The 14,682-nt window shown below is 54.6% G+C and carries 9 protein-coding genes; 2 read left to right on the top strand and 7 right to left on the bottom strand.

What is annotated here, in order from left to right; genetic code table 11:
• Window positions 1–17 precede the first annotated feature (17 nt).
• Window positions 18–1,472, bottom strand: coding sequence for a glyceraldehyde-3-phosphate dehydrogenase (locus J7J49_RS15425; protein ID WP_215093808.1), 1,455 nt, complete (start codon window positions 1,470–1,472; stop codon window positions 18–20).
• Window positions 1,473–1,705: 233 nt separating this feature from the next.
• Between J7J49_RS15425 and mfd the strand changes: the two genes are divergently transcribed.
• Both mfd and J7J49_RS15415 read left to right on the top strand, forming a co-directional pair.
• On the top strand, window positions 1,706–5,155 hold the full coding sequence (gene mfd, locus J7J49_RS15420) for a transcription-repair coupling factor (RefSeq protein ID WP_215093806.1): 3,450 nt from the start codon (window positions 1,706–1,708) through the stop codon (window positions 5,153–5,155).
• Between the two features lie 93 nt (window positions 5,156–5,248).
• A complete protein-coding gene (locus tag J7J49_RS15415; RefSeq protein WP_064233444.1) occupies window positions 5,249–6,412 on the top strand; it encodes a L,D-transpeptidase family protein in 1,164 nt (387 codons plus the stop codon).
• Between the two features lie 184 nt (window positions 6,413–6,596).
• On the opposite strand, the gene J7J49_RS15410 is transcribed toward J7J49_RS15415, so the two are convergent.
• The 6 genes from J7J49_RS15410 to J7J49_RS15385 all read right to left on the bottom strand — a co-directional run bounded on the left by J7J49_RS15410 (window position 6,597) and on the right by J7J49_RS15385 (window position 14,546).
• Window positions 6,597–6,860: an Lpp/OprI family alanine-zipper lipoprotein gene (locus J7J49_RS15410; protein WP_022523170.1), complete on the bottom strand. Its 264-nt coding sequence runs from the start codon at window positions 6,858–6,860 to the stop codon at window positions 6,597–6,599.
• A 223-nt stretch (window positions 6,861–7,083) separates the two neighbouring features.
• Window positions 7,084–7,713, bottom strand: a complete 630-nt coding sequence (locus tag J7J49_RS15405) for a L,D-transpeptidase family protein (RefSeq protein WP_064233443.1) — start codon at window positions 7,711–7,713, stop codon at window positions 7,084–7,086.
• A gap of 154 nt (window positions 7,714–7,867) precedes the next feature.
• Window positions 7,868–8,332: a 2-hydroxyacyl-CoA dehydratase gene (locus tag J7J49_RS15400; protein ID WP_215093804.1), complete on the bottom strand. Its 465-nt coding sequence runs from the start codon at window positions 8,330–8,332 to the stop codon at window positions 7,868–7,870.
• Window positions 8,333–8,373: 41 nt separating this feature from the next.
• Window positions 8,374–8,835 carry a DUF6586 family protein gene (locus tag J7J49_RS15395; protein ID WP_215093802.1) on the bottom strand — a complete coding sequence of 154 codons (462 nt, stop codon included), beginning with the start codon at window positions 8,833–8,835 and terminating at the stop codon, window positions 8,374–8,376.
• Window positions 8,832–11,459, bottom strand: a complete 2,628-nt coding sequence (topA, locus tag J7J49_RS15390) for a type I DNA topoisomerase (RefSeq protein WP_215093800.1) — start codon at window positions 11,457–11,459, stop codon at window positions 8,832–8,834. The genes J7J49_RS15395 and topA overlap by 4 nt, the downstream gene beginning before the upstream one ends.
• 309 nt (window positions 11,460–11,768) lie before the next feature.
• The gene (locus J7J49_RS15385; RefSeq protein ID WP_215093798.1) at window positions 11,769–14,546 is read right to left on the bottom strand and encodes a DUF3141 domain-containing protein; all 2,778 of its coding nucleotides are present in this window, start codon (window positions 14,544–14,546) and stop codon (window positions 11,769–11,771) included.
• Window positions 14,547–14,682 lie beyond the last annotated feature (136 nt).

The raw sequence follows: 14,682 nt of genomic DNA, 5'->3' as shown, positions 1-14,682 counted from the left end.
AATCCGCCCCCCGTAGGTTAGCGAGGCAACTTCAAAAACCGCACATTAGACATCTGCTGTAAAATACGTACAACTTGGCAACTATAGCCAAATTCATTGTCGTACCACATGTATACGACAGCGTGATGACCATTGGCGATAGTCGCTTTAGCATCGACAATACCGGCATGGCGGTTGCCGACAAAGTCCGACGACACCACTTCTGCCGAGTCAACAAAGTCGATTTGCTTCTGATAGGCAGAGTCAATCGACATACGCCGCAAGTAATCATTTAGTGCGACAGCATCAGTGGTTTTGTCTAGGGTCAGGTTAAGAATCGCCATAGAGACGTTGGGGATCGGTACGCGAATGGCATTACCGGTCAGCTTACCCTCAAGCTCAGGCAGTGCTTTGGCCACCGCCTTAGCTGCACCTGTCTCGGTCAACACCATGTTTAGCGCCGCACTGCGACCACGACGATCACCTTTATGGTAGTTATCGATCAGGTTCTGGTCGTTGGTGTAAGCATGCACGGTTTCTACGTGACCATTAACCACACCGTACTCATCGTTAAGCACTTTCAATACCGGCACGATCGCGTTGGTGGTGCAAGACGCAGCGGAAACGATTAAATCATTGTCGCCGATAGACTCGTGGTTGATGCCGTAAACGATATTCTTAATATCGCCTTTACCCGGCGCTGTTAACAGCGCTTTAGCAGCGCCTTTACATTGCAGGTGCTGACCCAGGCCCGCTTCATCGCGCCAAATACCGGTATTATCCACAATCACTGCGTTATCGATATCATACTCGGTGTAGTCGATATCGCTGGGCGAATCGGCGTAAATCACCTGAATAACATTGCCGTTGACCGTTAGCGTGCAGGCCTCTGCATCAACCATGATGGTGCCGTCAAAGGGCCCATGGACGGAGTCACGACGCAGCAGGCTGGCACGTTTCTCAAGGTCTTTAGCCACATCCCCGCGGCCACGCACCACAATAGCGCGCAGACGCAGCAAATTGCCGCCACCGGCCTTCTCAATCATAACCCGTGCCAACAAACGGCCAATGCGACCAAAACCGTAAAGCACTACGTCTTGCGGCTCGCCGGTACTGGCACCTGGCTGGTAGCCATCAATAATCTCGTGCAGCTCTTTGCGCAGGAAGGCCTCAACATCACCACCGCCCTGATTCTTGAACATCACCGCCAGCTTGCCCACATCCACATGCGCAGGGCCAAGGTTCAAAGCGACCATGCCCTTCACCAGGGGGTAGGTATCCTCAACCAAGAGCTCAGTGCCCTCTAACTTGCGCACAAAACGGTGGTCTTTAAGGATACGGATGACCGAGCGTTTGATCAGCGAACGTCCGAACATGGTGGCAACGACATTATTCTGACGATAGAGCTGCCCTACTAACGGGATCATCTGCTCCGCCAAGGCTTCGTTGCCTTGCCATTCTTGAAAAACGTTTTCGAGCGCTTGCTGACTCACGTGCGGCCTCATCAGGTAATGGAAACAGTGAGTGCATTATCCGGGGCGAGCTTCGTGGCCGCAATGAATGGATAGTCGCACACCGTGTAGGGGTATTACAGAAACGACGATCTGACTACAAAACTGTCTTACGGGAACAGATTCAGCCGCTACTATCCGTCGCGGCACTCTAACTGAAACGGGTGATCGTGTATGATCTCTTTTCCGTTTCAGCGCAAAACGATATCTTGCTTATGCCGACATTCTCTCTGCTCGATCCGCCCCAGCCTCAAGGGACTCGCGATACGCTCTACTGGACATCGCCGCCGGGCAGCGCGACTGCGCTGGCACTTTCCCGCGTTGCCACAAACGCCCCGCTATTGGTGATCACCCCCAATACGGCCAGTGCCCAGCGCCTGGAACAAGATCTCTACTTCTATAGTGATGTACCGGTACTGCCTTTCCCCGACTGGGAAACGCTGCCCTACGACAGCTTTTCACCCCACCAGGATATTGTCTCGGCCCGGCTGCGCACTCTGCGCCAACTGCAAGACGGCGTGCGCGGCATTGTGCTAGTGCCGATCAATACGCTGATGCAGCGCTTACCCCCGGTTGAATATATCGCCGGACGGGTAATGACGCTTAAAACCGGCGAGCGACTGGATCGCGAAGCGTTTCGTGAAGCGCTCTCCCGAGCGGGCTATCGCGCCGTCGAAACTGTTTATGAGCCCGGCGAATACGCCATGCGCGGCGCGCTAATTGATCTGTTTGCCATGGGCATGGACGAACCGATCCGCATTGATCTGTTCGATGATGAGATCGATTCACTGCGCCACTTTGACCCGGGTAGCCAACGCTCCACTGACAAACTAGACGCCCTGGAACTCCTCCCCGCCCACGAATATTCGTTAAGCCGCAGCGCTATCGCCTGTTTTCGTGAGCAGTTTGAGACCCTGTTTGACGTCGACCCACGCCAGTGTCCGCTATACAACGATGCGCTGAAAGGCATTCCTTCGCCGGGGCTTGAGCACTACCTACCGCTTTTTTTCGAGCAGACCGCATCGCTGTTTGACCACCTGACCGACGATACCCGTGTAGCACTGCTGCCAGGGGTTTTTGAGGCGGCCGAGCAGCACTGGCAGTCAATCGATGCACGCTACGTTAATTTGGGCGTTGACCCAACCCGACCGCTATTGCCTCCGCATCGGGCGTTTTTTCCGGTCAACGACGTATTCTCGGCGATCAAAGCCCGCCCGCGCATAGAGCTGACCGAAGATAGCGAGCAGCGCCATGCGCAGCAGCCTGAAGCTGAGCCGCTCCCCACGCTCTCTATCAACGCCCGCGCCAAGCAACCATTGGCAGAAATATCAGCCTTCTTACACTCCCATGCCCAAACCCGGGTGTTGTTTGTGGCGGAGTCGCGGGGACGTCGGGAAGCGCTGGAAGAGATACTGTCACCGCTTAAGCTCTCGCTACCGCATACCGATAGCTTTCATGACTTTCTCGCTGACAACCAACCCTACGCCATCACCGAAGGCTTGGTGGATAGTGGCCTTTGGCTGAGTAATCCAAGCGTTGCGGTGATTAGTGAAACCGAGTTGTTTGGCGACGTGGTACGCCAGAGCCGTCGGCGCGAAAAAGCCACCGATGACAACGAGCTTGCGGTCCGCCATTTGTCGGAGCTGCGCGAAGGCGCGCCCGTGGTTCACCAGGCCCATGGCGTTGGCCGCTACTTAGGGCTAGAAACCTTAGAGGCCGGTGGCCAGGCGAATGAGTTCCTGGCGCTCTCCTACGCCGATGGCGCCAAGCTTTATGTGCCCGTTGACAGCCTGCATATGATCTCCCGCTACAGCGGTGCCGGTGACGAACTGGCCCCGCTGCACAAACTAGGCTCAGATCAATGGGAAAAAGCCCGCCGTAAAGCCGCCGAGAAGATTCGTGATACCGCCGCGGAGCTGCTGGACGTCTACGCCCGCCGGGAAGCCCAGCAAGGGGTGGTCTACGAAGCGCCAGGCGAGGAGTACCTGCGTTTTGCGGGCAACTTCCCGTTTGAGGAAACCCCCGATCAGCACGCGGCGATTGAAGCGGTGATCAGTGACATGACCTCTCCACAACCGATGGATCGCGTGGTCTGTGGTGACGTCGGTTTCGGCAAAACCGAAGTGGCCATGCGCGCGGCGTTTTTGGCCGTACAGTCTGGTCGTCAAGTGGTGGTACTGGTGCCCACTACGCTGCTGGCGCGCCAACACTTTGAGAACTTCCGCGACCGCTTTGCCGACACCGCCGTCAATATTGGCCTAATTTCCCGCTTTACCAGCGGCAAAGAGGTCACCCAAACGCTAGAGAGCATTAAAAGCGGCCAAACGGATATCGTCATTGGCACCCACAAGCTGCTCGCCAAAAGCGTTGAGCTGCCCAAAATGGGCTTACTGATCATCGATGAGGAGCACCGCTTTGGCGTAGCGCAAAAAGAGAAGCTCAAAACGCTGCGCGCTGAAGTCGATATTTTGACGCTGACTGCCACCCCTATACCGCGCACGCTGAATATGGCCATGAGTGGCATCCGCGATCTGTCGATTATCGCCACACCGCCCGCCCGCCGCCTATCGGTCAAAACATTCGTCCAGCAGCATGACGCCAGCATTATCAAGGAAGCCCTGCTGCGCGAGATACTCCGCGGTGGCCAAGTCTACGTACTGCATAATGAAGTTAAGACGATCGAAAATGCAGCGGAAAAGATCCGTGAGCTGATCCCAGAAGCCCGCGTGGCGGTTGCCCACGGCCAGCTCCCCGAGCGCAGCCTGGAACGCATCATGTCGGACTTCTATCACCGCCGTTTTAACGTGCTGGTATGTTCGACCATTATTGAAACCGGCATTGATGTGCCGAGTGCCAATACCATTATTATTGAGCGCGCCGATAAATTTGGCCTGGCGCAACTGCACCAGCTGCGCGGCCGGGTTGGTCGTAGCCACCACCAGGCTTACGCCTACCTACTGACCCCGCCACCCAAAGCGATGACCCGCGATGCCATCAAGCGACTGGAAGCTATCAGCGCTTCGGATGATCTAGGCGCAGGCTTTACTCTGGCCAGCCACGATATGGAGATCCGCGGCGCAGGCGAACTGCTGGGGGATGAGCAGAGCGGCCAGATGGAAACCATTGGCTACACGCTTTATATGGAGATGCTGGATCGAGCGGTGAAGGCTATTCGTGCGGGCAAAACACCCAATATAGATGCACCCTTCAATACTGGCGTGGAGATTAATCTTAACCTGCCCGCACTGATTCCCAATGATTACATTCACGATGTCCAGCAGCGGCTGGTCATGTATAAACGGATTGCCAACACCCAAAGTGATAGCGAGCTTAAAGAGCTGCAGGTGGAGCTAATTGATCGTTATGGGCTACTTCCCAACCCGCTTAAAAACCTGATTCGCCAGACCAAGCTGCGCCACCGCGCAGAGCAGTTGGGCATCAGCAAAATCGAGGCCGGCGAAAGCCGTGGCAGAGTGCTGTTTGACGGCAGCACCCAGGTGGATCCCTTAACCCTGGTGACGCTTATTCAGACCTCTCCCACACATTACCGTTTAGACGGTTCTGACACCTTACGATTTGAATTACCAATGGAAAGTGTCGACAAGCGCTTCCAGCAACTTGAAAACCTATTCAGCACCCTTAATCAAAAAGTAGCGGCGGCGTGAAGCTTGGGGCAAACTTGCCAGTAGCCAGCTGCTAATCAGCAACAGCGGCCCAACAACGTGCAGCAGCAGTGAATTAACACACTAGGAACGACCATGAACATTCGCGATACCTTTACCCTCTGGGGCCCCACCAGCTTGGCCGTGCTACTCACCGCCAGCCTGCTTAGCCCCGCTTATGCGCAACCGGTTGACGAGCAAGCCGACAGCCAAGCGCAAGAACAGCAAACGCAGGAACAATCAGCCGAGGCGTCACAAGAACAAGCGCAGGAAGTCAGCATTGACGCCGTGGATAGCGCTGTTCAGGTGGCTGACCAGGACGAACTGCCCCGCGGCCACTTCCGCTTACCTGAAAAAGGTGACGTGATTGGGGAGCGCTATACCGTTGTTGTTGAAGACCCCAAGCAGACGCTGATCGACATCGCCCGGCGCCACAACATCGGCTATGAAGAGATCCGCATGGCTAACCCAGATGTCAGCCTATGGGTGCCAGGGGTAGGTACCGAGGTAGTGATTCCCGCCCAGTACATTCTACCGCCTGCGCCGCGGGAAGGCGTTGTGGTCAATCTTTCTGAGCTGCGCCTCTACTATTACCCTGCCAATAAGCCCGGCATCGTCGAAACTTACCCGGTCAGCGTAGGGCGCGAAGAGTTCGCTACTCCGGTCGGCATCACCCGCACAACCGTTAAAGTCAAAGACCCGGCCTGGGCGCCACCGGCGTCCATGCGCCGCGAAGCAGCTGAGCGCGGCGAACCTGCCCCGTCGATAGTGCCGCCTGGCCCGCAGAACCCCCTTGGCGAGCACGCCATTCTGCTGGCCATGCCTAGCTATCTAATTCACGGCACCAACCGTCCCGATGGCGTGGGCATGCGCGTTAGCCGCGGCTGTATTCGCATGTACCCCGAAGATATTAAGTCGCTTTATGAACGCTTACCCAGCGGCACCCAGGTCAACCTGATGGATGCTCCGTTCAAAGCGGGCTGGGCAGCCGACGGCACGCTGTTTGTACAATCTTTCCCACAGCTGGAAGAGAATGTAGGCGATTTTGAGCCGCTGCTGAACGCTCTTCAGCGAGTCACCGATCTGACTGAGGATAATATTGAGATCGACTCTGAGCAGATCGAGCGAGCGGTTGCAGCGCCAGATGGCCAGTTTATTGCCCTCTACGGCCCTCAAGCGCCTGAACCAGAACCCGAGCCTGTCGAGCTATTTGAAGAGGTAGAGCTCAGCGTCACACCCAGCACTGAAAAAGACGCTTAACCGAAAGCGCAGCAACAAAAGCAAAAGCGTAGTAACAAAAAACCCCGCCTAGGCGGGGTTTTTGCGTAGCTAGTGGCAAAAAATGCTTGCCTGACGTCTTAACTTACCAACGCTGTACTAACTACAACTTTCATCCAGCAGCTACTGAGAGAGTCTGGTGACTCCCTCAGCAGCCCAAGCAGAATTACTTCTGCATGGAACGCTGGAACATACGGTTCATTTCTTCACGGTTCTGCTCAGACATCTGCAGAGCAGCCTGCGCATCGCGCTGGGCTTGGTTTGCAGTGTTCATTGCTTGTGAAGCCATGCTGCGTGCTTCTGCAGCGTCAGCTTGTGCAGATTCTGCAGTCATGCGAACTTCTTCCAGCGCGCTGGTAGAAGCACAACCAGCAAGAATAGCCAGTGAAGCGGCAGCAGCAGTCATCTTCAGAGTAGTTTTCAGAGTCATAATGTTCTCCTTGAGTCGTCCTTGGGTACTACGTTAAGGGTATGACAAAAATAAGGTCACGCACTTAAATAACATGCTTAGCTTAAATTTGTCTACCTGCGGTGCAGGTTCTTTTCAGTGACTTGTTGCGATGCTCGCAAGTCAAACGCTGTTTTATAATAGTCCACAGCGGTTGTCTATAGCCACTTATTTAAAACCTCGAACTTCCATCAACGGCAATAGCTTAACGGATCACTACACGAGTGCCAACACCCACAAGCGCTGCCAAGCGATCAATTTGCTCGTTAGTCACGGCGACGCACCCCTGGGTCCAATGATAGCGCCCATGAATATCAGGGTCTGCGCTACCTAGGCCATGGATACCGATCGCACCACCCAGTGCGGTGTTTTGCGGTGGGTGTCCGTAACGTCGATAGTAGTCGAAGTAATCATCATAGTCTGTTTGGGAATAAATCCCTTTTTCCAGCGCCATTCTAGCGTGCACTGGTGTTGGGTAGTCAATGCCAATGAACGTACGCCACTGGCTCTCGTAATTAAAACGATTGATACGAAACTCACCCATAGGCGTGACGTTATCACCGCGAATCCGCTGGGTTTTAGCCCCTGCGCGCCCGAGCGATATGGGGGAAAAGCGCTCCAATAGCGCATTGCCACGAAACACACTAAGGGTCGCTTCTTGGTCATCAACCAGTACCCACAGCTCGTTGCTATGGCGCGGCACATGGGCACGGCTAAGCATCGTTTCCACGAGGTCAGTGGGAACGGCCTGGCTGGGTGTAGAGACAGCAGCGCTAGCCACGGCTGGCAAGCTCAGTGCCATGGCTAAAAAACGACGGCGATTAACTAAAAACATGGCAGCTCTCGAAACAAGTAAGCCCGTGGTTGACCGACTAGGCGTATCTGGTGGCTGTTATACCTCATTCCCACATCCGCCGTTAGTAATTTCGTCATATACGCGGCTAACGCACCCCAAAAGCAATGATCCATAAACCACTGATAGAGACCCATTAAACGCCCTGCAACTCTTCCATACTGGCCATTATATGGCGCATTTCAGCATTATGCCCTTGAGCAAGAGCATTGAAAAACTCTTCTTCAGGTTCGATTTTAGCCCGCGAAGCGCGATGTTCGTAAAGCGTTTGGAGACGCTGATGCGCACAGGTTGCGGTTGCCATTGCATCGTCTATTGAGCCGGTTACCGTTTGCTCCGCTAAGCGATCCAACTCAGGCGGTTGGGGGAAATCACTCGAATCATCGAACCATATCTCTAAAACCTCTGAATGATCAGAGCCATCATGAAAAAGATCTTCTAGGCCCGTTTTCATTTTCAGCTCGCGGCTGACCAGGTAATTAAACGCCATTTGCAGACGCTCGCTGTCCGCTTTATCAGCGGCTTCGCTATACTGTTCTGCCATCCGCGCATGGAAACCGGCAGCCCATTCGACTAAGTCTTTGACTTGGTTATAGCGCATTATAATCTCCCTTCCTGACTACTTGAGCAATGCCTCGCCACTCACCACTCCAAACTGGTTTCGCGCAGCGCACCTATTTCACGCTTGGCAGCCTGCAGGTTATCCAGCAGTTGCTGGCACAAACCGGCTTGATTACCCACTGCAATCAGGGCCGGATTGTGAGTCGTGCGCCGTGCAGCTCCGTCATCACTATGCAGGCGCTCAAGCTGCACTAACAACCAATTCAGCCAACTTTCCGGCTGACCTGCTAAGTCGCGCAGACGCTGTAGCTCGGCTAAAGCAGGGCCTTCTTGGGCTAGCAATATCGACCAGCGATGGTCAGACAAACGGGCGTGTTCAGTAACCTCTCGCAGCAGAGACTCCAGTGCCAGTTCAAACAGCGCCAACGCACTCTCCTCCAGCGCCATCTGCCGAGCCGGGGCATGCTCATCATCCCCGGCCGGCAAGCTGGCTAATAGCTCAGCTTGATAGAGCAGTTGGTTGGTTCGTGACCGTGCATTCACTTGCGCTTGTCCTCCACGTGCCATTTACCGGCATCAAACATGGCCTTCCAACCAGTGGCCTTACCCTCTTCGTCGGTCATCACGTACTGCTCTTTACTCTTACGCGAGTAGCGGATCTGGGCCGGGCGGCCATCCGGATCTTCGCTGGGCGCTTTGAGAATAAAGTGATACTTCTCAGGTAGCTCCTCGGCATGCGCTTTAAGCTCTTTCACCAGCGGCGGTCGCGTTTCACGATTCTTAGGAAACTTGCTAGCGGCTAAAAACAGTCCGCTTGCCCCGTCACGTAGCACGTAGTGGTCGTCAACTTTTTGACAAGCCAGCTCCGGCATGGGAATCGGATCCATTTTCGGCGGCGCCACTTCACCACTCTTCAATAGTTTACGAGTGTTCTTACACTCACTATTGGTGCAGCCAAAATACTTGCCAAAGCGGCCAGATTTCAACTGCATTTCAGAGCCACATTTGTCGCATTCGATAATTGGGCCGTCGTAGCCCTTGATCTTGAATTTGCCGCTTTCCACCTCGTAGCCATCACAATCGGGGCTATTACCGCAGATATGCAGCTTACGTGTTTCATCGATCAAGTAGTTGTCCATCGCCGTGCCACACTTGGAGCAACGACGCTTGGCACGCAGCGCATCCGTTTCGGCCTCTTCGCCCGCGTCTTCGGCTACCGCCTCTTCACCTGGAATCAGGTCAATGGTGGTTTTGCAACGCTCCTTGGGCGGCAGATTGTAACCACTACAGCCCAGGAAAACCCCGGTAGAAGCGGTACGAATCTGCATATGACGGCCACAACTTGGGCAGTCGATATCCGTTGGCACCGGCTGATTGGGCCGCATGCCATCTTCGCTCTCCGCTTTGGCCAGCTCTTCACGAAACTCCCCATAGAAGGTATCTAACAGGGCCTGCCAGTTACGCTCACCCTCAGCGACTTCATCCAGGCCATCCTCCATGCGGGCGGTAAACGAAAAGTCCATCAAATCTGGGAAAGACTCTTTTAACCGCTCGGTAACGATATCGCCCAGTTTTTCGGCGTAGAAGCGGCGGTTTTCCAACTTCACATAGCCGCGATCCTGGATCGTCGAGATGATCGAGGCATAGGTAGAAGGTCGACCAATTCCCTGCTTTTCAAGCTCCTTCACCAGGCTTGCTTCGGTGTAGCGTGGGGCAGGCTTGGTGAAGTGCTGCTGGGGGTCAAGTGCTTCCAGCGCCATGGGCGTGCCTTTAGGCAAGTCGGGCAGGCTCTGGTCTTCGTTTTTACCACTGGGCTTCATCACCCGGGTATAACCATCAAACTTCAGCACACGGCCTTTTGCACGCAGCTCATAGCCATCAACTTCCACGCTGAGCGTACTCGACAGGTACTCGGCAGGGGTCATTTGACAGGCCACGAACTGACGCCAGATCAGCTCGTAAAGGCGCTCGGCATCACGCTCCATACCAGCAAGGTCGGATGCCTTACGCTCAACGCTGGAAGGCCGAATCGCCTCGTGGGCCTCTTGAGCACTCTCTTTGCTGCTGTAGCGGTTAGGCGCTTCTGGCAAGTAGCGCTGGCCAAACTCTTCACCAATATAACTGCGCACACTTTCAACCGCATCTTTCGACAAGTTGGTTGAGTCGGTACGCATATAGGTGATGTAACCCGCCTCATAGAGGCGCTGAGCCATGGTCATGGTTTTCTTGACGGAAAAGCCTAACCGACCGCTCGCCGCTTGCTGCAGCGTAGAGGTAATAAAGGGCGCCGTGGGTTTTGAACTAGTCGGCTTATCTTCCCGAGAGGTAATCGCTAGCTTGGCTTTTCTAAGCTGCTCAATACGCGCCAGGGTGTCTTTTTCAGAGGTGGGTTTAAAGGCTTTGCCATCCTGACGAACCAGGGCAAAACGCACCAGCTCACCTTCGGGTGAGGCCAAATCCGCGTGCACATCCCAAAACTCTTCAGGAATAAAGGCGCGAATTTCACGCTCGCGCTCGACAATGAGACGTACCGCAACCGACTGAACGCGGCCAGCTGACAGCCCACGTGCCACTTTCGCCCACAGTAAAGGCGAAAGCATAAAGCCCACAACACGATCCAGAAAGCGCCTTGCTTGCTGCGCTTCTACCCGCGGTATATTGAGCGCCCCGGGTGCCTTGAAGGCGTCCTGAATAGCATTTTTAGTGATTTCGTTAAATACCACGCGCTTGTAGCGACTGTCATCTCCACCGATGGTCTCGCGCAGGTGCCAAGCAATGGCTTCCCCTTCGCGGTCCAAATCCGTTGCGAGATAGACAGCGTCAGCTTTCTCAGCCAGCTTTTTTAGTTCAGCAACGACTTTCTCTTTTCCGGGCAGCACCTCATAGCGGGCTTCCCAACCGTTATTGGGGTCAATCCCCATCCGTCGAATCAGCTGATCCTGGCTTTTACGCTTTTTGTACTCTACTTTCTCTTCCGCCGACATCTTGCGTGTCGCTGCGGCCTGGCGCGCGCGCTCCTTGGGGTCGGAGGCTGCCTTACCTGAGCCGCTGGTCGGCAGGTCACGAATGTGACCCACGCTCGACTTCACGATGAAATCGTTGCCGAGGTATTTGTTAATCGTCTTCGCTTTAGCCGGCGACTCGACGATGACCAGTGACTTGCCCATAGTGCTCCACTTTCCTAATGCACGGACGTCTAGCGCGTGCTCTGAATTCGGTGCCGTATCACCGGGATGAAACCGCCCGTTAAAAAGATACGGATGAAAAAATGCGCCTACCCTACCCCAGCCCTTAGCTAAGCGCCAGTGGCAACCAGTTCCTAAGAATCAGTCGATTTTGGACAACCAAGGTTATATTTCAGATAAATAGTAGCTAGACACTAGACTGCCGCCAGCATTACAGCAACCCAAAAGCGATTGAGACAAACAAAGCGCCCCCACCAAATAGGCAGGGGCGCGATGAGCTAAAGCACTGTTTTAGCGTTTAGTCGGCGTCTTTTTACGCTCAGCAGTGCTATCGACTTTAGTCGTTGGCTCACTGGACGACTCGCTAGCCGCAGCTGATTTTGGCGCCGAATCTTCGACAACCGACCCTTTAGCCACTGGCGCAGGCTTGACTGCTTGCGTCTCAGACACTGTCGGTTTAGTAGCATCAGGCGCTGCTTTGACAGCTGTGGATGCCTTCGGTTTACTCACCCCACCTTTACTAGAGCCTTCAGCGTCAGCCTGTGGCGGTTTCGCCGAGGCGGCCTTGGACTTAGTAGACGCTGTAGCCTTAGTGGAGGCGGTTGGTTTAGCGGTGGGCTCTGGTTTTGCAGGGCCAGGTTTTGCAGGGCCAGGCTTTGCGGAGCTAACTTTTTCCGAGGCCTTGGCTTGAGCAGGTACCGCTTCAACGCTTGGCGCTGGCTTCTGCGCAGCAGCGGGTTTAACCGCCGAAGCCGATTTGCTGGCTACTGCCTTGCTCGACACCGGCTTACTCGACACCGACTTATCGGGCCTTGCCTTATCGAACAGTGCCTTAATCTGAGCAAAGCGCTCTGCGGCATGCTCTGAAAGATCTCCGCTAGCAGCGAACACGTGCTCAAGATGACTAATATGGCCATCAATATCGGCATTACTGTTACCTGCAAGCAAATCAGGCAATGAGTTCAACGCCAGTTCGCGATCCAGCTTCAAGATAAAAAACTGCTCGCGCACTAACCGTTTGAATTCACTCAGTTCAATACCTGGTTCAAGCTCCGCGCGCGAAGCCCTCAAGCGCTTAAAGTTACGCTCATCCGTGGCTGGAGCGCCGCCGAGCACGTAGATAAGCGAGCGCATCACTGCTTCATGGGCACTACCCTTGGCAATTTTCTCAGTCAGCTCTTCCTGACGCTGCTCAATAAAGCGGCGGTGCTCAGGCTCAGCCCCTGGACGACGGCGATGCACATGGGCATCGCCATACAGGCCAACGGCGGCCTGCAACAACGGCTGGCCGTAGATGTCCATAAACATTTTTTCGGTGCTGCTATCACGCAGATCGCGCATCGCGTTAAGGCTTGCGACCAGTTGGTCAGAGCCCATGGTTTCAAGCGCTTTAAACAGATTGTCTTGAGATACCGGATGGCGATTTTTACGCACGGCTTCCGCCATTACCGGTAGCGGTACTGAAAGCGGGTTTCGATCAGAAAGCAGCTTATAGCCCAAGCGGATTGGGTGCATACGCCGAATAAAGCGGGCAGCTTCCGGCGTCATAATGGCTTTTAGCCAGGGCTGCATAAAGAGCCGATACAAGCCCAAGTTAATCTCTGAGATACGCGCCACGGTGGCAAAGCGACGATCATCCTCTGGCTTATGCATTACCGCACGGTCTAACTCTTCAAAGTTCCGCGGCATAAACTCGAGTAGATAGTCGCGTTCAAATAACTCGGCGTCTTCACCCTTTTCGGCCGGTGATATGGACGTTTCATATAGCCCGGGCGGCAATACGTCGATGTAATCCATATTGGCGGTGAATTCGGTATGCTCTTTGCGCGACACACTGCCCGAAACGAAAATACCTAGGTGGCCGGTGGTATCGTGCTGGCAATAAACGATAGTTTGCTCGTTGGCAATAATGTCGTCTGCATTTTCATACAAGTCACGAATCCAGCCCAGGGCTTGGGGCGGCGGGGTAATATCGTCGCCACGCGAGCAGAACACAACCACCGGAGAGCGCACATTGCGCAGGTCGATGCGACGCCCATCGCGGGTCACCAACTGTGCGGTAGAGAGTCGATTGCCGACAAACAAGTTATCGACAATATATTGAATTTCTTCACCGCCCAGTACGACGTGACCGCCCCACCAGCGTTCAAAATCGAGGTATCTGCCCGCTTCGGTGTCGATATTGTCGTAGAGGTGGTACTGCTTCTTCCAGTAGGTATTAGCCGGATTCAAACGCTCGAAGTTCTGAACCAACCACGCCCCGTCAAACAGGCCGTCACCAATATCACTCGTCAGCGCCGTAATCCAGCTCCCCCCCGCCATACCGCCGGTATAGCGCATTGGGGCTTTGCCGTGCTCACCCGCCCAGTAGGAAAGCGGAGCACCAGCGATAAGGATAGGTCCAAAAACGTCCGGCTCTAAGGCCGCCGCCATCATGATTTGCCAGCCCGCCTGGCAATTGCCCACCACCATCGGTTTTTCGGTGGTTTCGGGATGAAGTTCGATCACATGACGAAGGAAGGCAACTTCCGCTTCAACCACATCTTCGACGGTTTGGCCCGGCTCTGGAAACGGCAAAAAGCCAATAAAATAGCAGGGATGCCCCGCTTTGAGCGCCACGCCCAACTCGCTGTCCGGCTTAAAACCACCAATCCCTGGCCCGTGCCCCGCACGTGGGTCTACCACCACAAAAGGACGCTTCTGCAGATCAATTTCCGTCCCGTCGTGGGGTAGTACACGCAGTAGCTCGTAGTTGGTTGGCCGCGGTAACGTCCGACCATCCATTAGCACCTCGGTATCAAACCCGAGCACATTGGGCTTGGTTTGCTCCATATGCTCAAGGTACTGATTACCACGCTCGCGCATAACGTCCAAATACAGAACGCTACGCTCCATGCTATCGCGCCAGTACCCAAAGGCAGCACGGCCAAACCCGAACGGGTCGAAAAAAGCTGAGATCGCCTCGCTACCGGGCACCGTGGTGGCGTCATTGTGCTGTTTCGACCACGCGCTTGTAAAAGCGCTAGCTGGAAACAAAGAGGTGGTCAGAGGATTGGCAAGAAAGTTCATAGGGTCTCCCGTTGGGTTGATGCACAAGCACCAGACCCGAAAGCAATAATGCTGCAATGCAATATAGTCTAGTCCACTACGTGCGCGACGTCGATCATTAACCCTGACAATTACGCCTTACAAGACTAATGAAGCC

Origin of the sequence: Halomonas sp. ISL-56 (assembly GCF_018612805.1) — a bacterium.
Taxonomy (GTDB): domain Bacteria; phylum Pseudomonadota; class Gammaproteobacteria; order Pseudomonadales; family Halomonadaceae; genus Vreelandella.
The sequence above is the reverse complement of the archived record's forward strand: the minus strand, read 5'-3'. Positions and strand labels throughout refer to the sequence as shown.